The sequence below is a fragment of the Dietzia lutea genome (assembly GCF_003096075.1).
Classification (GTDB): Bacteria; Actinomycetota; Actinomycetes; order Mycobacteriales; family Mycobacteriaceae; genus Dietzia; species Dietzia lutea.
Map to the genome: position 1 here is coordinate 168,603 of NZ_CP015449.1, position 19,827 is coordinate 188,429.

Genomic DNA, 19,827 nt, shown 5'->3' on the forward strand with positions numbered 1-19,827 from the left:
GTACTGCAACCACAGGCTCTTTCTATGGGATCAACCCGTGGCGGCGGGCCTGAACGACGGCGGCGTGTCTGGTCTTGACCGATAGCTTGGCCATGAGGTTGCGCATATAGGTCTTGACCGTGTCCGGGCTGAGACCAAGACGGCGAGCGGCCTCGGCATTGCTGTATCCGACGCTGGCGCACAACAGGACGTCGACCTCCCGGGACGTCAGCTGCACAGCGAGCCCGTCCGCCGGCCCCTCGACACTCTTCAGTAGGTGTTCAACGTCGTGAATCCGCTGCCGAAGGCCAGGATCGGAGATCTCCGCAGCGATATCGCGGAGTTGCAGGTAAGTCTCGGCGAGAGCCTCCGACTCCCGCAGGCTCCGCTGGCCGGGCAGTCTATCGATCTCGCTGCCGAGTGCGCGAAGCCTGAAGTCCGCCCCCTCGTGGACTTCCAGCTCGCGGCTGAGCCGGCTCGTAAAGCTCTCCAGCAGCGTCAAGGAGCGGTCTCCGAGATGCGTCGACGTGCGCAACGCTCCGTAGATCACCCCTCTCGCCCGCCCGTGAACGATGATCGGGGACACCGCCAGAGACTGGATACCCTCCCGGACAATCGCACTCAGGTAATGGTGGGTGATGCCCCGATTAGTGCGGTACCGATTGACTCGGACCGGTCGATTGGTCACGACAGCCAAGCCTCCCGCACCCAAGCCCGGCTCGATGGTCAACCCCTGAAGGACGGCGCTGCGGGTCCCAGCGAATTCCGACAGAAGTACTCCAGTGTCGCTCACTCCACCACTGAAGAGAACATCGAAAGCCCGTTCCTTCTGCAAGGTGCCCAATGTCGCCCGGACCTTACTCCGCAACTCAAGAGGGAGAGCGCTATTAGTCGCCATCTGCACACTCCTTCGCCGCACCGGCGACACTGCGACTCGCCGACTCAAGCGGAGTCTATGCCCACCCGGCGCGGATCGAGTAATTCCTATGATGCTGGTTAGGGACGTGAGAATCCAGCGTGTGACGATGTTCGGCTCGGGTTGCGTTAGCTGTTCCGCACTTAGCCGGAGCATGAGATCAGCTCGAGGATCCCGGGCGCCGGCGGCATGAGTGGGCCGTTCATAACGAACTCCACGCTCGCGCCCTCAGCGGTGAGCTCACCAACGATCTGCCTGAGTTCGACCAGGGATCGTGTGAGACGGCCCATCTCCGGTTGCCGTCGATCTGTGCGGGTCGTGCCCGACGGTCGCCGTGTTCTGCGAGGCGGAGAACCTGGCGGGTGGCGTCGTTGAGGGTTCCGTGGGAAATAATGGCTGCGTCGGTCGTCTTCCTGGTGTCCACCCGGGGTGGCCGGGGGCGCCATGCCCTCCCGGGGTGTTCAGTGACCGGCCCACCGGCCCGCCGTGTGACGGGCCGGTGGTTTAGTCAGTCGAGTGCGAACTCGCCGGCGCAAGCGAAGCAGCGGTCTCCGTCTGCGGCGGCGGTGACGTTCTCGTCTCGTTCCCAGCGGACCGAGTGGTCAGCTCGAGAGTTCCTCGTAGCCCTGGTTGGCCGGGTCAACAAAGCCAACGCCGAGAGGCTGGATGTCTGACACGACGTGAAGCTCGAGACGCGACGGGTGATCGCTGTCGTGAAGTACTGACTGCTCGGCGATCACCGCTTCGTCCGCGGAGGCTTGCTCGGGGATAGTGCGCGTGTTGAGGTTTCGCGAGTACATCGGGAACGAGCTGCTGGTGATGTCCAAGCGGACGCGGTGTCCTGGCCCGAAGCAGTGGGCCACGTCTCCGAGCGAGATCTCGAACTCAGTCGGCTCCCCGGGAGTCAGCCATGCGTCATCCCGGCCGTCGCGGTAGCGGGCACGAACGACGCCCTCGGTGACGTTGGCCGAAAAACCATCCGGTTCAACATCGACCAGGCGGGCGACGAAGTCGGTGTCGTCTGCCGAGCTCGACGCCCAGACTGTAAGTCGCACCGGACCGACAACCCGAAGCGGCTCCTCGAGAACGTCAGATGTGTACACGAGAACGTCGTCGCGCGCCTCGACCGGCCGCTGGTCCTGAATCCCGTCGGGTGAGTGATGTAGGGAGAACCCGACCTCCGCAACCATGTTGACTCCACCTCGAGTCTCGACCGGGTTGAGCGGATCGTAGGTGTAAGAGTCAGCGGTACCGGACGGCTCAGCGAGGGTGAGGCGACCATCGTCGGCGAGAGTTCCTGCGCTTCCCGAGCTCGCAAGGGCGAATTTCACCGTGTCTCCGGCCGGTGGCCACGTTGCTGACGTCGCCCACTGGTCCTCGCCGATGACGTAGAAGTCAACACGGCTATCTGCCGGCTGCTGTCCTGCTGTATCGGCTTTGAGCCAGCGATCGAACCACTCGATGATCTTCGGACCGAAGATCGGAGGGCCCCCCGGCGCCTTGACGTACGCGCGTGCCCCGCCCTGCCCGCCGGTGTAACTGGTGTAGGCGCCGTAGTGGGTCCAGGGACCGACCATGAGTTCGTGACCGGGTCGACTCTGGATGTCGCGATAGAGCTCAACCATCCCCTGGCAGAACATGTCGTACCAGCCGGTGACCATTGCCAGCGGAGCCTCCACCCACTCCGGGTTCGGGGCGAGACACCGCTGATTCTCCAACTCGCGGAGGCGGTCCTTTCCGGACGTTCGGAGGAGCGCTGCCCCGATGGTTCCGCCGATTCGCTCGTCGGCCAAGAGCTCGTCGCCGCTGAGCGGCAGTTGGGCGAGGGTCTCAGGCAGGTTGGAAATGCCCTCGAGCCACGTTTCCATCAGCTTGGAACGTTCGTCCTCAGGCAAATCCAGGCGGGGGATGATCTGCGGCATTACCGACCCGTAAAGGAATGAGATCCAGAACAAACTCCCCGCGCCGCCGGTGAAGAGCGACCGCGAGATGTCTGGTCCAGCGACAAAGGCCATTGCCGCCTTGAGGCTCGGGGGCCTGGCCGCGACCGCACCCAAGGTCGCGAAGCCGAACGCGGACGGACCGAAGATTCCCACATTTCCGGTGGACCAGTCTTGGACCGCAGCCCACTCGACGGCGTCGTAGCCGTCGTCGTGCTCCTGGAGGAAGAGCTCGAGCATGCCTTCGGAGGCGCCCGTTCCGCGGGAGTCCTGAACGACCACCACGTAGCCCTGCCGCGCCAACCACGTCGGATCTGCGACAGGTGCCGACACGAGCGTGGTGGACTTGTCATACGGCGTGCGGTAGAGCAGGACGGGGTGGCGCCCCTCTTCTGGCCGGTACACGTCGCTGCTGAGTATGACGCCGTCCCGGGTCGTCATCGTCACATCGGTTTCAACAATGATGTTCATGACTGCTCCTGGGTTCTAGTAGGCGCCGAGATCGCGCATCTCGAAGAGTCTGCGGGGGTTGTCAACCGTGATCTCGGTTGCGTGCTCTTCAGAGAGTCCACGTTCCAAGAGTGCCGGCACGACCTTGAGCTTTACATCCGTGTAGAGCGGCCTTTCCGGGATCTCAGGTACGCAGTCGGTGTAGGGGTAGTCGTCGTTCCCGAGGAGAATCTGGGCTGAATAGCCCATCTCGCAGAGCTGGATGATGCGGCTGATCCGCTGCTCCCACGCGAAGGGGAAGATGTGCCCTAGGGCGACGGTGTCGAAGCCGATGAAGGAGCCCTTGTCGAGCACCTTGACGAACTCCTCGATCGGAACCTCCGGCGGCGTGTAGTCAGCGTGACCGAACTGGATCCGGCGGAGGTCGACGCCTTCCTTCTCGAGCGCGGCCTGCTGGTCCTGGATGCTGAGGATGCCCGGCCGGTCGCCGGCTGACGCAGAATGTGTCGTGATAGGTGCCCCGGTGCGACGGTGCGCTTCGGCGGATGCCGCGATGATCGCCTGCACGCCCTCGTTGATTCCGAGGTGATCGGACGCGAACTTGATGATCCCGGCCTTGACACCTGTGCCGGGAACACCCTCTTCGATGTCCTGGACAAGCACGTCCGCCAGCCTCGGCGGCTTGGTCTCGAACGCGTCCGGGAACATCAGTCCCAGCTCGAAGATGGGCGGCAGATCCCTCCACGTGTACCACCCGGTGGCCACGATGATGTTGACCTCGGTCTGCGCGGCGATCTCCTTGACCCACGGAACATTCCTGCCGATGCCCGGGATGACTCGGTCGACGATCGTGTCGACGCCGACTGCTTTTGCCTCGTTGAGCGCGTCGACGGCTTTCTTGATGCGGGCCGCCTTGATCTGCTCTTGCACCGCGGGGTCGGCCGAACCCCTCAGGCTCAGATGCGGCCAGTTGAAGTCGACCTCCATCTGGTAGACGCCGACAACCTCCTCTGAGGCACTCGTGAAGCCCATGTCAGCGGCGTCAATCTCGTCGCCTCGGGCAGTTGGTACTAGAGCCATGTCATCTCTCTTTCCTGGCAGTGATTAGGTCTTCTGAACGTAAGCGGGGCAACTGTGTGGCTCCGCCAGACACTTCTCGAGTCGGAAGTGTCGATGGACTCGACTGAGCGTTGTCTAGTAGGCGCCGAGATCGCGCATCTCGAAGAGCCTGCGGGGGTTGTCGACCGTGATCTCGGTTACGAGCTCCTCGGAGAGCCCGCGCTCCAACAATGCCGGCACGACCTTGAGCTTTGCATCGGTGTAGAGCGGCTTCACCGGGAACTCGGGTATGACGTCGGTGAAGACCGTGTCATCGTTCCCGAGGAGAATCTGGGCTGAGTAGCCCATCTCGCAGAGCTGAGTGATGCGGCTGATCCGCTGCTCCCAGGCCCAAGGGAAGATGTGCCCCAGGCCGACGGTGTCGAAGCCGATGAAGGAGCCCTTGTCGAGCACCTTGACGAACTCCTCGATCGGAACCTCCGGCGGCGTGTAATCGGCGTGACCGAACTCGACCCGGCGGAGGTCGACGCCTTCCTTCTCGAGCGCGGCCTGCTGGTCCTGAATGCTGAGGATGCCCGGCCGGTCGCCCGATGACGCAGAATGAGTCGTGATAGGTGCCCCGGTGCGACGGTGCGCTTCGGCGGATGCCGCGATGATCGCCTGCACGCCCTCGTTGATTCCGAGGTGATCGGAAGCGAACTTGATGATCCCGGCCTTCACACCTGTGCCGGGAACGCCCTCTTCGATGTCCTGTACCAGGACGTCCGCCAGCCTCGGCGGCTTGGTCTCGAACGCGTCCGGGAACATCAGTCCCAGCTCGAAGATGGGCGGCAGATCCCTCCACGTGTACCACCCGGTGGTCACGATGATGTTGACCTCGGTCTGCGCGGCGATCTCCTTGACCCAAGGAACATTCCTGCCGATGCCCGGGATGACTCGGTCGACGATCGTGTCGACGCCGACTGCTTTTGCCTCGTTGAGCGCGTCGACGGCTTTCTTGATGCGAGCCGACTTGATCTGCCCCTGCTCCGCGGGGTCGGCCGAACCGGTCAGGCTCAGATGTGGCCAGTTGAAGTCGACCTCCATCTGGTTAGGACCAATGATTGCCTCTGCCCCGCTCGTGAAACCCATTTCAGCGGCGTCGATCTCGTCGCCTCGGGCAGTTGGCACTAGAGCCATGTCATCTCTCTTTTCTGGCAGTGTCTGTTTGCGTGATCGCAGTCAAGCAGAGTGACGCACGCCATACGATCCACCGAAGTAGGTGTCCCGGCGAAGGCCATCCCCACTCGCACGCCCCTCCTGGCCATGAATCCGCAGGCAGCAGCTGTGAACTGAAGGGTCGATGATGCGCGGTGGCCTGGGATGAAATCGCCGTCAACGAAGAGAATTTATAGGCATCCGACGCAGTTCAGAGGTCTACTGCGCGATCACGTGATATAGGGCCCGCGTCGATAGAAGCGCGGTGTTGCGCGGACCCCGGCACTCGACCGCCATGAACACCTGCGGGTCCGCGTCACCGTGGACGGGGGGGTGCTTAAGGAATGATCAGGCGCCGAGATTTCAGTGGGTGTCGAGGTCGTACACGCCGTGGGTGAGGGTCGTGATGATGGTGTCGATGATCTGGTGGCGGGGCATTTCTCCAGCTTGGGCGGTCTCCCATCCGGCGTACAACAGGCCCCAGAAGGTTCGGCGCACCCAGGCGTGGGGCAGGTCGGGATTGAGATCGGCGTCGGGGCGGGCCAGTACGTCCTCGATCGCTCGTTCCATCGCCTGTAGCGCTTCGGCCAGTGCGGGCTCGGTTTCGGTGAGAGGTTCGCTGTAGATGTACATCAGGATCGATCCGAGGTCCATGTGCTCTTCGACGACCCGTCTCAGTGCGTCGCGCACGGTGCCCGAGTGCGGCTCGGCCCGTTGGATGGCGTGTCGGCTGCGTTCGGTCACGTGGTGGACGACGGCGTGGATGAGGTCGGCGCGTTCGGGGAAGTAGCGGTGCACTGTGGTGCGTCCGACCTGGGCCGCGGTGGCGATGTCGGCCATCGATGCCTGTCTGTCTTCGGCCAACACTTCGACCGCGGCGTCGAGGATCGCGCTACGGGTGCGGGCCCGTGCCCCGGTTTCCGTGTTCGGTTCTGCGCTCATGTGAGTGACCTTACGCGCGACCACTACGGTACACAATTTGACTGTAATGGAACACCGATGTTTCAATAGTGAAGCTTGCAGCACTCATGTGGGTTCTGGCAGGCCCGCGTCAGCCTTTTGCCATTCCGCTGATCGCCCGCTTTCTTCTGAGAGGTCCTCATGTCTTCCGTTCAGGCCCCCCCGCGCGCTTCCGCCCGGACGTGGGCGGCACTGGGTGTGCTCGCTCTGCCGATGCTGCTGTTGGCCATCGACGCCACAGTGTTAATCTTCGCGATGCCGGGGATCGCCGCCGATCTGTCCCCGTCGGCGAACGAGCAGTTGTGGATCATGGATATCTATGCCTTCATGATCGCCGGTCTGCTGGTGACCATGGGCGCGGTTGGTGACCGGGTCGGAAAGAAGAAGCTGCTGCTCGTCGGCGCGGTGCTGTTCACTGCCGCCTCCGTGGTGGGCGCCTTCGCCACCAGCTCCGAGCAGCTCATCGTGGCCCGGGCGTTTCTCGGTCTGGCCGGGGCGACCATCATGCCGTCGACATTGTCGCTGATCCGCGCCATGTTCATCGATCGCGCGCAGCGACGCTTCGCTATCGCCGTGTGGTCGATGGCGGGCACCCTCGGCATGGCGGGCGGTCCGATCGTGGGTGGGTGGCTGCTCGAGCACTTCTGGTGGGGTTCGGCGTTCCTGATCAACATCCCCGTGATGGTGTTGCTATTGGTCCTTGGTCCGATTCTGCTCACCGAGAGCAAGGACCCGAATCCTGAGGCCCTGGACCTGCTCAGCGCGGTGCTGTCATTGGTGGCCATGCTCAGTGCTGTCTACGGACTCAAGACCCTTGTCGCCGGCGACGGCACCGCCACCGGTCTGCTGTGCATCGCCGTGGGCTTGGTGGTGGGAACAGTGTTCGTCCGCCGCCAATTGTCGCTGCCGAATCCGTTGCTGGACGTCGGTCTGTTCCGCGCGCGTGCGTTCCGTGGCGCGGTGGTGGCAGATCTGCTGTCCATTTTCGCCCTCATCGGGGCGATGTGGGCGCTCACCCAGTACCTGCAGTTGGTCGTGGGGCTCTCCCCGATGCAGGCGGGCCTGTGGCTCCTTCCGCCGATGATCATCTCCGCGGCGGCGGCGTTCTTGGCCGCCGCTCTGGTCAAGCGCATCAGCGCGGCGATCCTGGTCACCGCCGGGTTGCTCGTGGCGGGGGTCGGGTTCGCACTCATGCTGGGACTGACTCCCGACTCCGGTCCGATCCCGGTGAGTGTTGCGCTCAGCCTGGTCACCCTTGGTGGTGGGGTGGGGATGACGTTGACCAACGACATCATCATGAGCTCGGCCCCTCCCGCCCGCGCTGGTAGGGCGGCCGCGATCTCGGAGACGGCCTACGAGCTCGGCACCGCCCTGGGTACCGCCATCCTGGGGTCGGTACTGGCCGCGGTGTACAGGAACAACCTGGTGGGTGACTCCGGTGCCTCGGTCGTGGTCCCGTCGGAGGATCTGGAGCGGGCGAGCGCAACGATCGCTGAGGCGTTCTCCGTCGCGGCCGAGTCTCCCACCTCGGCTGCGCAGGTACTGATCAGTGCGGCGCAGGCGGCGTTCACCGATGCACTGACCGTCGTCGGGATCCTCGGGGCGATCATCATGGTGGTCGCAGCCGTGTGGGCTGCCGTGACTTTGCGAGGCACCTCGGCCACGGCTGACCTCACCCACCACTCGACTCCCGTCCGGTCGGCTAAGAAGGCACCAACCAGGCGGGCGACGTGACCACCGTTGATCGCGGCCCCACTCGTGTCGAGGTGTTGTGGTCGTTCGCCCGCCCGCACCGGAGAACTCTGCTGGGCGCGGTGATACTGGGTTTGTTCGCCTCGTCCAGCGAATTGGCGACACCGATGGTCACCAAGTGGGTGCTCGACACCGTCTCCGGTGACGGCGGCCTACTTGCACCGGTTCTGGTCCTGGCCGGCCTGCTGGTGGTCGGCGCCGTGATCCGAATCTGGCAGGCCATCATCCTCGGCACGCTGGCAGAGGACATCGTGCTGGGTGCTCGTCGTCTGCTGATCACCCGGTTTCTACGTGCCAAGGTCATCCCGCTGCTGCGACGCCCGTCCGGTGAGCTCGTGACCCGTGTCACCAGCGACTCCGTCCTCCTCCGCGAGGCCGCGTCCTCCAGTCTGGTCGGACTGGTCAATGGAGTGGTGATGCTCGCGGGGACCCTGGTGCTCATGGCCGTTCTTGACCTCCTGTTGTTCGGGGTGACGATCGCGTCGGTTCTGGTCGTGTCGGTGCTGTTCGCCCTGTTGCTCCCGGGCATCGCGACCGCCCAGCAGCGGGCCCAGAAAGCACTGGGCGACCTCGGTTCCGAGCTGGAGGAAACGCTTCGCGCGATCAAGACCGTCAAGGTTGTCGGCGCCGAGGACCAGCAGAGCGAGAAGCTCGACGTCGACGCCAGGTCGGCCCGCGACCACGGAGTCGACGCTGTACGCCGGGAGGCTGTGGCTTGGACCATCGCGTGGACGGGAGTTCAGGGCGCCATCATCGTCATCCTCGCGATCGGGGCCGTGCGTGTGGCCGGCGGGGACATGGAGGTCTCCACGCTCGTCGCCTTCCTGCTCTACGCCTTCGCACTGATGGGGCCGATCACCGAACTGTCGGAGAACATGACCACCCTTCAGGCCGGGATCGCCGCTGCCGGGCGCATCCGAGAAACGGAGTCGATAGAGATAGAGGACCACCGCCGACTCGGACCGACGCCCGCCGGACGCGGACGTGCGCTGTCCTCGGTACGCGCCCGGTACTCACCCGACGACCCCTGGGCCATCGACGGCGTCTCCCTAGATATTCCCGCCCGCGGCCACGTAGCCGTAGTGGGCCCGTCGGGAGCGGGAAAAACCTCGGTGATGTCCGCTATCCTGGGCTTCCTGGACGCCGAGCAAGGAACCCTCACGGTCGGCGACCAGCACTACCACGACCTCTCGCCCCAACAGGTGCGCGCGCGGTTGGCCTACGTCGAGCAAGATGCCCCGGTCGTGCCAGGAACGATCCGCGACAACCTCATGTTCGCCAACCCACACGCGGATCAACGACTGCTCGCTGCGATCCTGGACGAGCTCGATCTCGCACCTTTGATCACCGACCTACCCAAGGGCCTGGACACCACGCTGTCCAACACCTCGGTCTCGGGCGGTCAACGCCAACGCATCGCACTTGCCCGAGCGCTGCTGGCCGAACCGGATCTACTCCTGCTCGATGAGGCCACTGCCCAGGTCGACGGGATCACCGAAGCTGCGGTGCACCGCGCGATCAAGTTCCAGGCCCGGCGAGGGGCAGTACTGACCATCGCCCACCGCCTGTCCACGGTCGTCGACGCCGACCAGATCGTCGTCATGGAGCACGGACGAATCTCCGCCCGTGGAACCCACGGTCAGCTCCTGGACGCCTCACCGCTGTACCGCGAGATGGTCGCAGCCCTGTCCCTGGGGGTTTGATCCCGGACCAGCTCTGCATACCGACAAGTCGAACTCTCGGAGGTTCTGAGGATGTTGCCCGAGACAGAGGCGATACTTTTCAGCGATGGTGGTGATGCGGCCGGTTTGCGGAGTCGTCCTGCTCACGGCCCGGCGGTGTGGTTCGCGGTGTTCCGACTCGCCAGGCGCGAGAGCATGTGGGACTACCTGGAACTCAGACAGTCGGCCCAGGACCACGCGATGCGCAACATCGCCAAGTTCGCCCCCGCCGCGGTGGTCATCGGGTTCGACGGGACGGATCGTGGCGACATGGGCCGGGCTCGGCAGGCCGGGAGGCGTCTCATCGACGATCTCCGGTACGCATCCAACATGCTGTACTCGCACGAGGTGTCGGCCATCGTCGTCATCGTCCGGTCCGAGGAGGAGCGGGAGTTGCTTGAGGAGATGGCCTGGCGTGGCGACTTCCACGACCGCTTCGCCTACTGGTCCGCGGTGGTCGACCTAGCCGCCCTGGTCGAACGGCTCCCCGGTTCTGACGGGGCCCCTCCGCAGAGCGAGGGATAGAACACGAGCCTCTGAATCCGCCGTAACTCGCCCGCGACAGACAGGCGCGCACGGCTTAGCTTTATCGTCGACCGGCGTATCGCTCGACGAACCGCTGTTCGGCGGCCTCGTCGCCGATGACGAGTAGTTCTGCGTCGCTTGGGAGCGCGGCATCGTGATCCGGCAGCTCGAATTGACCGTTGCGGTTGAGTGCAACGACCTGACAACCGGTTCGCTTGGCGATTTGTACCTCGCGGAGCGATCGCCCGCGTAGCGCCCGTGGCATCGGGGTGCGGAAGACGTCTACGCCCTCGGCGATGACCAGGCGTGGTCGCCATCCGAGCGTGTTCCAGATCGCCGCCGCGCCGATCGAGGCGTAGGACAGAACGGCGTCCGCGCCCGCGCGGTGCAGTGTGGACACGTTGCGCTCGCGCGTTGCTCGTGCCACGACCTGTAGGTCGGGGCGCAGTCGACGCAGGTACAGCGTGAGGTAGACGTTGACGTCATCCTCGTGGGTCGTCACGAGCGCCGCCGCGGCTTTGTCTAGACCGGCCCGCTCGAGTACTTCCAGTACTGCTGCATCCCCCTCGACATAGGCCCGACCGGACAGGATTCGTTCCGCGCGCTTTTCCACGATGACCGGACGAAGTCCGGCCTCCTCTAGTGCCGCCGCCGCAGCGCGCCCGACGCGCCCGCCGCCGATCACCAGAACAGGGCGGTCCAGAACCGCCCCGTCGGCAGAGCCCCCGTCGTATCCGGCGATCTGCTCATCAGTGCCGACTAGGAGCAGAACCATGCGAGAAGTGAGGCGAACGTGGGGTGTAGCAACGGCGAAGGTGCCCTTCTCCCGCACCCCGATGACGTTGACGCCGGCGCGGGCGTCGAGATCGGTCTCGGCGAGCGTCCTGCCGGCCATAATGGTCCCGCTCACGTTGGCCTCAGCGATTCGTAGGTCGCCGAATTCTCCGATCACGTGGGCGCGGCTGTCGACCCCGACCACACGGCGGGCAAGTGCGCGCCCCAGCGCGTCGCCGAGTTGTACCACCTCGGTGCAGCCCGCCAGCTGGAGAACGGGGACCGACGCGGAAGCGTTGGCGGTGGCGACCATCGGGACCTCGGGGGCGATTTCGCGAACCGTGAATGCGACGTTGGCGTTGGTGGTGTCCGGTTGGGTCGTGACAACGAGCGAGGCTTTCTCAGCGCGCGCGCGACGATAGGTCTGGGGGTCGTCGAGGTCGCCGAGCATCACCTGGTAGCCATCCTCGCGCAGCCGCAACGCCTCTGCGAGGTCGGGCACGATCAGGACGTACGGAGCCCCCTCATACTCGGCCAGCTCGATGATCGAGTCGGTCACCGCGTCGAGTCCCGTCAGCACGATGTGTTCTTCGGCCCAGTCACCTACCCGCCGTGGCGCTCGCGCCGCCTCGCGACTGTTCAGCCACGGCCTGAACACGAACTGGATGAACACGAATGGCAGCAACACGAGGATGAACGCGGCCCCAGTTACGAGCACGACCGACGAGAACACCCGACCCGCATCGGACTCGAACACGACATCGCCGTACCCCAGCGTCGACATCGTCACCAGCGTCCAGTAGACGGCTGTCGCCCAGGAGTACTCGCGTCCCTCCAGCGCCATCATGTGGTGGAACAGAGCGCTGCACCCTACGACCATGACGATGACTACCATCATCATCACGGCGGCCATCCGCACGTTCCGCCGCCGCAGCGGTTCGACGAACCTCGCCGGACCAAACCTAGAGGATTTCACGGAAATCTTTCTCCACATGCGTAGGTGCTGGGACTACTGCACGATAACTGGCTGCGGGGTCGCCTCAGCCAGTCGGCGGCCCCCAATTGCATCTACTGACAGCGCCCCGCCAGCTGGCAGATGTGCGTGACTCGCCACATCTGGGTGTCGATATCGTCGCCTCTGGAGGTTGGCACTAAAGCCATGTCGTCTCTCTACCTGATAGTGAGCTGTTGTCATGATCGCAGGCGGGGACAGCTTCCTGGCTCCGCCAGACCCTTCTCGAGTTGGAAGCGTCGGCGGATTCGCAATTAGGCGAAACTCGACAGCTTCCTATGGGCTGACTGGGTCACTTGCGCTCTCGCGGAGGACGTTCTTTCGGATCTTGCCGGTCGAGGTCGTGGGTAGTTGCGGCGTGAACTGGATCCGGTCGGGGACCTTGTACGCGGCGATCTTGGACCGGGCATGGGCGATGAGCTCGGCTTCGCTGATCTCGGTACCGTCGGTCACGATGAAGGCCAGTGGCCGTTCACCCCATTTGGGATCGGGCGTTCCCACCACCGCGACCCCTGAGACGGCGGGATGGCTGGCCAGCGCCTGCTCCACCTCGATCGTTGAGATGTTCTCGCCGCCGGAGATGATCACATCCTTGGCTCGGTCAAGAATTTGGACATACCCGTCCGGGTGCATTACTCCTAGGTCGCCGGAATGGAACCATCCGCCGCGGAAGGCCTCGGCGGTCCCGTCCGGGTCGCCCAGATAGCCCTTCATCACGCTGTTGCCCCGCATTACCAACTCGCCCATTTCGGACCCGTTCGGGGACACATCTATCAGTGTCCCGTCGGGACCTGGTTCGCGACGGACCACCCTTAAACGCTCGGAAGAGAGCATCCCTACTCCTTGCCGAGCCAGGAGTGAGGCCTGCTGGTCCGAGTCGAGATCGGTCGACCATGAAGGTTGCGGTTCGCACACGGAGTAAGGGCCGTATGTCTCCGTAAGCCCGTAGACGTGGAGTATATCTGCGCCCAATTCGCGGATCTGGGCGATCACCGTGGGTGTGGGCGGGGCGCCGGCGGTGACGATCGTCAACGGATGCTTCAGGGGACGCGCCAGAGGCGAGGAGGCGAGCGTGGTCAGCACGGTGGGTGCGCCACACATGTGAGTGATCTCCTCGCTGTCGAGGATGCTCCACATTGTCTCTCCTCGCACGGCTCGCAGGCACACGTGCAGGGCGCTCGCGGCGGTGACTGCCCACGTGGTGCACCAGCCGTTGCAATGGAACATCGGCAACGTCCATAGGTAACGCGAGTCGGCGGCGAATCCTTGGTGGTATACCTCGCCGAGAGAGTTGAGGTAGGCACCACGGTGGGTGTACATCACCCCCTTGGGTCGACCAGTGGTGCCCGAGGTGTAGTTGATCGCGATGACCCGGTCTTCATCGTCAACCTCCCACGGATACTGGGTATCGTCGTCGGCAGCCCTCGCTAGGAAATCGGTGAACGGGACCGTGCTACCCACTTGGAGTGAAGAGCCATCCTGCGCCTGGACCTCTATCCTCTCCCGCACGCCGGCCAGATCTGTTCCAGACAGCGGTTCGAGCAGATGACCATCGCCTAGGATCAGCACTGCAGAGGAGTGCTCGCAGATGTAGCTGACCTCTTCCGGTGACAGTCGGGTATTGACCGCGACCAGGGCCGCTCCGAGCAGGGGAACCGCGTAGTGGGCGGTGAGCAGCTCAGCCGAGTTGGTCCCGAGGAACACGACCGCGTCGCCAGCCCGGACACCGCTGGCGTGCAGCGCCCGGGTCATCTCTTGGACGTGGTCGGCGAACTGCGCATAGGTCCACGTGCGATCCCCATCGATCACTGCAGGTTTGCCCGGATGCACTTCAGCGGCGCGCTCGAGGAAACGTAGCGGTGTTAGGGGGACGTTGAGGCCTGACATGTTCACCCTTCGGGATCATTCGGAGTGCAGAGGGGAATAGTCCACCAGAGTGAAGCACGACATACGATCCACCGAAGTGGATGATCCGGTGCCCACCATTTCTACACGCACCCCCTGGGCAGGACATCCTGGAGTCGGCGTGGCCGCGAGGCGCCCCGGGGCGATCTCCGCCGCGCGACCTGCACCGACGATTCCCTCATGGAGGACCGCTTATGTCCGGCAAACCCGATTTCGACCTGTACCGCCCGGCCGAGGAGCACGAGGAGCTCCGTGCCGCGATCCGCGCCCTCTCCGAGAAGGAGATCGCGCCGCACGCTGCGGACGTCGACGAGAACGAGCGGTTCCCCCAGGAGGCCCTCGACGCGCTCAACGCCTCGGGTTTCAACGCGGTCCACGTCCCGGAGGAGTACGGCGGGCAGGGCGCGGACTCGGTGGCCGCGTGCATCGTGATCGAGGAGGTCGCCCGGGTCTGTGGCTCGTCCTCGTTGATCCCGGCCGTCAACAAGCTCGGCACCATGGGCTTGATCCTGGCCGGGAGCGAGGAGCTCAAGACCACGGTGCTGTCCGAGATCGCCGAGGGCAAGATGGCCTCCTACGCGCTCTCCGAGCGGGAGGCCGGTTCGGACGCGGCGGCCATGCGTACCCGCGCCCGGCAGGACGGGGACGACTGGATCCTGGGCGGCGGCAAGGCGTGGATCACCAACGGCGGCAAGTCCACCTGGTACACCGTCATGGCGGTCACCGACCCGGAGAGGGGTGCCAGTGGCATCTCGGCCTTCATGGTCAACGCCGCCGACGAGGGCTTCGGCGTATCCAAGACCGAGAAGAAGCTCGGCATCAAGGGCTCACCCACCGCCGAGCTGTACTTCGAGAACTGCCGCATCCCGGGCGACCGGATCATCGGCGAGCCGGGGACGGGGTTCAAGACCGCCCTGCAGACCCTGGACCACACCCGTCCGACCATCGGTGCGCAGGCCGTGGGGCTCGCCCAGGGTGCGCTCGACGCGGCGGTCGCCTACACCAAGGAGCGCAGGCAGTTCGGTCGCGCGATCTCGGACTTCCAGAACACCCAGTTCATGCTCGCCGACATGGCGATGAAGGTCGAGGCCGCCCGGCTGATGGTGTACACCGCCGCCGCCAACGCCGAGCGGGGGAGCGCACCGGGTGGCCAGAAGCTGGGCTTCATGGCCGCCGCCTCCAAGACCTTCGCCTCGGATGTCGCGATGCAGGTCACCACGGACGCGGTGCAGCTCTTCGGCGGGGCCGGGTACACCCGCGACTTCCCGGTCGAGCGCATGATGCGGGACGCCAAGATCACCCAGATCTACGAGGGCACCAACCAGATCAACCGCATGGTCATGGCCCGCCAGGTCCTGGCCTGAGCTGATCTGCCAGACCCCCGACAGCTGACCGCCGGCCGAGAGCCGCCGCCTCCGTCCGGAGGTGGCAGCTCTCGCCGTCCGGCTCCGGGCCGATCAGTTGTATGCCTACGGCAGAGGAGTAAGCAACATTGCGATCGCTGCACCGCCACCTACGCACTGTCTCCTTAGCCAGCCCAGGCCGCGCCCCCCTGGTCACAACAGCGAAAAGGGTACTCGACACCTACTTGCCACGGCCGTGGTAGTGAAGTGCTGGGCGGCCGATCAGCGGGGCGATTGAGCTTCTCGATGAGCAACGTCTTGTAGAGCACGGCGCAGCCGAGTGTCGATTCGACAGTCGATCGATCCCCATCGCTGCGGCGAAGTGGGCCTGGGCCAGCCGGACTTGTGCCGGTCAACGATCAGGCGGCGGCCGGGAATGGTCAACCGGACATTACGGTGGGACACGAGAACCTCCGGTTGGAGTAGGCCTTAGACGAGCCATATCCCAACCGGAGGTGCCCGTTCGCTCAACCAGGCTCGCCGCTACCAACGTCCTGGCCGCGTACATCTAGTAAGCGCCGAGATCGCGCATCTCGAAAAGCCTGCGGGGGTTGTCGATCGTGAGCTGACGGGCGTGCTCATCTGACAACCCGCGTTCTTTCAGAGCCGGCAGCAGCTTGAGCTTCACATCCGTGAACAGTGGCTTCTCCGGCCACTCCGGGATGCAGTCAGTGAACGTGAGGTCGTCATCTCCGAGCACGATCTGGCCCGAGTACCCCATCTCGCACAGCTTGAGGATGCGATCGATCCGCGCTTCCCAGGCGAACGGGAACATGTAGCCCACGGCCACCGTGTCGAATCCGATGAACGAGCCTTTGTCGAGCACCTTCACGAACTCGTCGATCTTCACCTCGGGAGGCGTGTAATCCGCATGCCCGAACTCGACACGGCTGACGTCGACGCCTTCCTCTTCCAACGCCCTCTGCTGGTCCTGGATGCACAGGATCCCTGCACGCTCACCGTATGACGCTGAATGCGTTGTGATGGGTGCCCCGGTGCGGCGATGGGCCTCAGCTGAGGCAGCGATCACCGCGCGCACACCGTCGTTGATGCCATGGGCGTCAGTTGCGAACTTGATCATGCCGGCTTTCACCCCCGTGCCCGGGACGCCCTCCTCGATGTCCTGGACAAACAAGTCGGCCATCCTCGGAGGCTTCTTGGTGAAGGCGTCTGCGAAAGTATGTCCAAGCTCGAAGATCGGTGGCAGGTCACGCCACGTGTACCACCCTGTGCACACGATGATGTTCATGTCGGTCTTAAGGGCGATCTCATTGACCCAAGGGACGTTCCTGCCGATCCCTGGGATGATGCGATCGATCACCGTGTCTACGCCCACCTTCTTGGCTGCATTCAGCGCATCGGCTGCCTTCTGAATGCGAGCGGACTTGATCTGGGCCTGCTCCTGCGGATCGGCGGAGCCGAACAGGCTGACTTGCGGCCAGTTTTGATTGACCTCAACGGCGATCGGGCCGATCACTTCTTCGGAGCAGGTAAACCCCATATCCGACGTGTCGATCTCGTCGCCGCGGGCAGTTGGCACTAGAGCCATGTCATCTCTCTCTTCCTGGCAGTGATCAGTTTGCGTGATCGCAGTCAAACAGAGTGACGCATGTCATACGATCCACTGAAGTAGGTGTTCCGGCGAAGGCTGTCTCCACTCGCACGCCCCTCCAGACCAGGAACCCAGCAGGCAGCAGCTGTGAACTGAAGGAACGGTGACGTGCGGTGACCTGGGTGAAACCGCAGTCGACCAAGAGCGACTATAGGTATCCGACGCAGCTCAGAGGGTCTGCTGCACGATCATGTGATATCTGATCCGCATCGATGAAACCCGGTGTTGCGGGGACTCCAGCATTCGCCGTGACGGCCCGGACGCCAGCCCACCTGGTCGCACCACGCGGAGAGAGTAGGCGGCACTTACTTGTCATAAGGTCTGGATATTGGCCTGGCCAATTGCGTCATGCCAAGACGCAGCGTGCCCGATGGAGAGCTTCTGGGGGATCTGGACCGGCACCTTGCACGCACAAGAGATTGTTGGGTGAGGGGTGAGCAGTCAGCCGCCCCTGCCACTGTCAACAACGTTCTGGCATAGCCAGGACGTTGGTAACCCGACCACGGTGGCCCGGGGCATGAGGCTCCGTGGGCGACGAGAACTGCGAGTCGTGAATCTTGGGCGCTCAACCGGTCCGGTGACGGCCCGCCATCGCGTTTCGCTCGGATTCAGTGGTCCCGCCCCAGACGCCGTAGAGCTCCTTGGATTCCATGGCGAACTGCCGGCAGGTCTCGAAGACGGGACAGACCGCGCACACGGTCTTCGCCTTCTCTTCCTTGCGGCGACGCTCCCCCTTGGACTCGTCCTCCGCGCCATAGAAGAGGTCCTCCTGACCGATGCAGGCCGCGCTATCGCGCCATGACCAGAAGTCCGACGTCGGTTCAAGGTTTCTATACCGGGGCACTCAATCTCCATCCGCGGCGCTGAAGTGCTCTGCAATGAGCCCTGATAGTCCAGTCACGTGGTCAACCCCATTCTCTCACCCGCGGTGTTGGTCCCGTGTCGACACTCGCCCGTAGCCCTTCTCATGGTCTTGGCGTACCGGTATCGAGCCTTCGCGGGACAGTGGAGTAGACACGAGTTCGGACACCGGTGACCTGGGGAAACGCGTCGGTGCCGCGTGTCCCACAATCGATCGTTATCGGGAGCGCGCACCCGCATGAGAGGAGTTGTTCCCGAGGAGAGGCGGCCTGGGGCGGTTGGCCCTGCGCCTCGCATGCTTCAAAGAACTGGGATGGTCGCTACGGCTCCTGGCAGCGGAGCGCAGGAATCAACTAAGGTCCGCGGGCTGCGATGCCTGGAAGCGCTGTTCTCTCCTGAGAGATCGCGTTCTCACGGTTAGGCTCGGCGCGATGTTCGCCCGGCAAGCGCCGGGGTAGCTTTTCGGCGGTGAAGTAAGTACTGGCAGGGCGCTTTTTCTGGCCTTTGGGCCGGGCATCTTCGGTCTCGCGCGGCACGCTCCGGGACGCCGAGCCCGATGGCGGTCCCGTCAGTCCCTCACCTCGTCGTTACCGCTGTCTCCGTCGCCGCGTTCTGTGCCGTCGCCGTCGTCGTGATCGTCGTGCTCTCGCTCGATCCGTTTGCGCTCTTCCTGCTCGGAGCCGTCGGATTCATAATTCTGGAACATCGTGCGTCTCTCGTGCCACCGTAGGCTGTAGGTGGCTCCGCGGACGGTGTCCTCGTCGTCGAAGTTCGAGCCGAGCGCGCCGGCGAACGCGCCGAGACTACTGGCCAGCCAGGCCAGGTGAACGTAGTCGAGCACGTTGACGGGTCGGCCGAGTTGGGTCTCGAGATAGCCGGCGTCCATTACGGCGACCGCGAGCAGGAACATGGCGACCAGCAGGCCGAAATACATGATGCCCACGCCGGTCCCGACGGTCAGCACGGTGGCCGCGTTGTCCATCCGCCGATTTCCCGGGGTGAGCTCGTCGTCGGAGCGGGTCCACAGTCCGTTGCGCAGGATGAGCCAGGCCACGAGCGTGAGGACGCCCATCGCGCTGATCAGAAGCAGGCGGAGCGGGTGCAGCGCCACCGCGAGGGAGGCGACGCTGCCGTAGAAGATGCCGAAGGCGCCGCTGCCCGCTCCGGCGGCCACGACACCGGACAACGCCGTCACCATGCGGGTGGGTCTGTTGTTGAGCACCATGCCCGCGAGCAACCGCATCTCGCTGACGAAACCGGATCTGTCCGCGCGGGGAAGCCCGTCGGTGCCGGGCGCACCCAGTCCGTCCTGGTGGGCGCCCGAACGCACCAGGTGCAGGGCCAGCGCCCGGACCTTCGAGCGCACCCGGACGACGCCGAGAACGGGCAGGCTCAGCAGAGCCGCGGCGGTCGAGACGCTGACGTCGTACAGCATGGGGGCACCGTCGGGTCGGGTGGGCAGATCGGTCAGGTAGAGCACGAAGTCCCACCCGTGCTGCTGCAACAACCGGGGCGCGTGCTCGGTGAGCCGGATCTCGCCGTCTGGTCCGAGCGGGAGGGTCTCCTGGTCGACCTCCACCCGCCACCGACCCCCGAGTTCGCTCGTCAGGTCGTCGGAGAGGTCGTCCGCGATCGCCTCCGCGACCCTGCGGGGTACGCCGGGGTCGGCCATGAGGCCGACGATCGCGCAGGACTCGGAGTCGGACAATGTCTGCTCGTCCACCCCACCATCATGCGGTCTCGTCGTCGCCGTGCGGGGAA

The 19,827-nt window shown here is 64.5% G+C and carries 14 protein-coding genes; 4 read left to right on the top strand and 10 right to left on the bottom strand.

The features are described from left to right. Positions 1 to 22: 22 nt before the first annotated feature. From A6035_RS19295 to A6035_RS00750, 5 genes are all read right to left on the bottom strand, one after another. Positions 23 to 1,051 (bottom strand): LuxR C-terminal-related transcriptional regulator, encoded by a 1,029-nt coding sequence (locus tag A6035_RS19295; RefSeq protein WP_341867164.1) that lies wholly within the window; start codon positions 1,049 to 1,051, stop codon positions 23 to 25. A 446-nt stretch (positions 1,052 to 1,497) separates the two neighbouring features. Continuing rightward, positions 1,498 to 3,306: a CocE/NonD family hydrolase gene (locus A6035_RS00735; RefSeq protein WP_108846210.1), complete on the bottom strand. Its 1,809-nt coding sequence runs from the start codon at positions 3,304 to 3,306 to the stop codon at positions 1,498 to 1,500. 15 nt (positions 3,307 to 3,321) lie between these two features. Continuing rightward, on the bottom strand, positions 3,322 to 4,365 hold the full coding sequence (locus A6035_RS00740; RefSeq protein WP_108846211.1) for a phosphotriesterase family protein: 1,044 nt from the start codon (positions 4,363 to 4,365) through the stop codon (positions 3,322 to 3,324). A 114-nt stretch (positions 4,366 to 4,479) separates the two neighbouring features. Further along, positions 4,480 to 5,430, bottom strand: coding sequence for a phosphotriesterase family protein (locus A6035_RS00745; RefSeq protein ID WP_162533967.1), 951 nt, complete (start codon positions 5,428 to 5,430; stop codon positions 4,480 to 4,482). 474 nt (positions 5,431 to 5,904) lie between these two features. Continuing rightward, entirely contained in the window at positions 5,905 to 6,483 is a 579-nt protein-coding gene (locus A6035_RS00750; protein ID WP_108846213.1) for a TetR/AcrR family transcriptional regulator, read from the bottom strand. Positions 6,484 to 6,642: 159 nt separating this feature from the next. On the opposite strand from A6035_RS00750, the gene A6035_RS00755 reads away from it, so the two are divergent. From A6035_RS00755 to A6035_RS00765, 3 genes are all read left to right on the top strand, one after another. Further along, the gene (locus tag A6035_RS00755; protein WP_108846214.1) at positions 6,643 to 8,235 is read left to right on the top strand and encodes an MFS transporter; all 1,593 of its coding nucleotides are present in this window, start codon (positions 6,643 to 6,645) and stop codon (positions 8,233 to 8,235) included. After that, positions 8,232 to 9,956, top strand: coding sequence for an ABC transporter ATP-binding protein (locus tag A6035_RS00760; RefSeq protein ID WP_200836449.1), 1,725 nt, complete (start codon positions 8,232 to 8,234; stop codon positions 9,954 to 9,956). Before A6035_RS00755 ends, A6035_RS00760 begins: the two co-directional genes overlap by 4 nt. Before the next feature lie 174 nt (positions 9,957 to 10,130). Further along, a complete protein-coding gene (locus tag A6035_RS00765) occupies positions 10,131 to 10,499 on the top strand; it encodes a hypothetical protein (RefSeq protein ID WP_162533968.1) in 369 nt (122 codons plus the stop codon). A gap of 61 nt (positions 10,500 to 10,560) precedes the next feature. On the opposite strand, the gene A6035_RS00770 is transcribed toward A6035_RS00765, so the two are convergent. Together A6035_RS00770 and A6035_RS00775 are read right to left on the bottom strand one after the other, a co-directional pair. Further along, the gene (locus A6035_RS00770; protein ID WP_200836450.1) at positions 10,561 to 12,186 is read right to left on the bottom strand and encodes a potassium channel family protein; all 1,626 of its coding nucleotides are present in this window, start codon (positions 12,184 to 12,186) and stop codon (positions 10,561 to 10,563) included. A 375-nt stretch (positions 12,187 to 12,561) separates the two neighbouring features. Next, positions 12,562 to 14,172, bottom strand: a complete 1,611-nt coding sequence (locus A6035_RS00775) for an AMP-binding protein (protein ID WP_108848989.1) — start codon at positions 14,170 to 14,172, stop codon at positions 12,562 to 12,564. Between the two features lie 212 nt (positions 14,173 to 14,384). On the opposite strand from A6035_RS00775, the gene A6035_RS00780 reads away from it, so the two are divergent. Next, entirely contained in the window at positions 14,385 to 15,554 is a 1,170-nt protein-coding gene (locus tag A6035_RS00780) for an acyl-CoA dehydrogenase family protein (protein WP_108846218.1), read from the top strand. A 547-nt stretch (positions 15,555 to 16,101) separates the two neighbouring features. On the opposite strand, the gene A6035_RS00790 is transcribed toward A6035_RS00780, so the two are convergent. The 3 genes from A6035_RS00790 to A6035_RS00800 form a co-directional block, all read right to left on the bottom strand. Beyond that, complete coding sequence (locus tag A6035_RS00790) at positions 16,102 to 17,133, bottom strand: phosphotriesterase family protein (protein ID WP_159149555.1); 1,032 nt, start codon at positions 17,131 to 17,133, stop codon at positions 16,102 to 16,104. A 637-nt stretch (positions 17,134 to 17,770) separates the two neighbouring features. Beyond that, positions 17,771 to 18,049, bottom strand: a complete 279-nt coding sequence (locus A6035_RS00795; protein ID WP_108846220.1) for a WhiB family transcriptional regulator — start codon at positions 18,047 to 18,049, stop codon at positions 17,771 to 17,773. 585 nt (positions 18,050 to 18,634) lie between these two features. Then, positions 18,635 to 19,789, bottom strand: a complete 1,155-nt coding sequence (locus tag A6035_RS00800; RefSeq protein ID WP_108846221.1) for a hypothetical protein — start codon at positions 19,787 to 19,789, stop codon at positions 18,635 to 18,637. Positions 19,790 to 19,827: the final 38 nt, after the last annotated feature.

Excerpts from the sequence above, each read along its gene's own strand:
- A6035_RS00745 (WP_162533967.1), bottom strand. The coding sequence starts at position 5,430 with ATGGAGGTCGACTTCAACTGGCCACATCTGAGCCTGACCGGTTCGGCC.
- A6035_RS00735 (WP_108846210.1), bottom strand. The coding sequence starts at position 3,306 with ATGAACATCATTGTTGAAACCGATGTGACGATGACGACCCGGGACGGC.
- A6035_RS00770 (WP_200836450.1), bottom strand. The coding sequence starts at position 12,186 with ATGGCCGCCGTGATGATGATGGTAGTCATCGTCATGGTCGTAGGGTGC.
- A6035_RS00755 (WP_108846214.1), top strand. The coding sequence starts at position 6,643 with ATGTCTTCCGTTCAGGCCCCCCCGCGCGCTTCCGCCCGGACGTGGGCG.
- A6035_RS00750 (WP_108846213.1), bottom strand. The coding sequence starts at position 6,483 with ATGAGCGCAGAACCGAACACGGAAACCGGGGCACGGGCCCGCACCCGT.
- A6035_RS19295 (WP_341867164.1), bottom strand. The coding sequence starts at position 1,051 with ATGCTCCGGCTAAGTGCGGAACAGCTAACGCAACCCGAGCCGAACATC.
- A6035_RS00740 (WP_108846211.1), bottom strand. The coding sequence starts at position 4,365 with ATGGCTCTAGTACCAACTGCCCGAGGCGACGAGATTGACGCCGCTGAC.
- A6035_RS00780 (WP_108846218.1), top strand. The coding sequence starts at position 14,385 with ATGTCCGGCAAACCCGATTTCGACCTGTACCGCCCGGCCGAGGAGCAC.
- A6035_RS00765 (WP_162533968.1), top strand. The coding sequence starts at position 10,131 with ATGTGGGACTACCTGGAACTCAGACAGTCGGCCCAGGACCACGCGATG.
- A6035_RS00775 (WP_108848989.1), bottom strand. The coding sequence starts at position 14,172 with ATGTCAGGCCTCAACGTCCCCCTAACACCGCTACGTTTCCTCGAGCGC.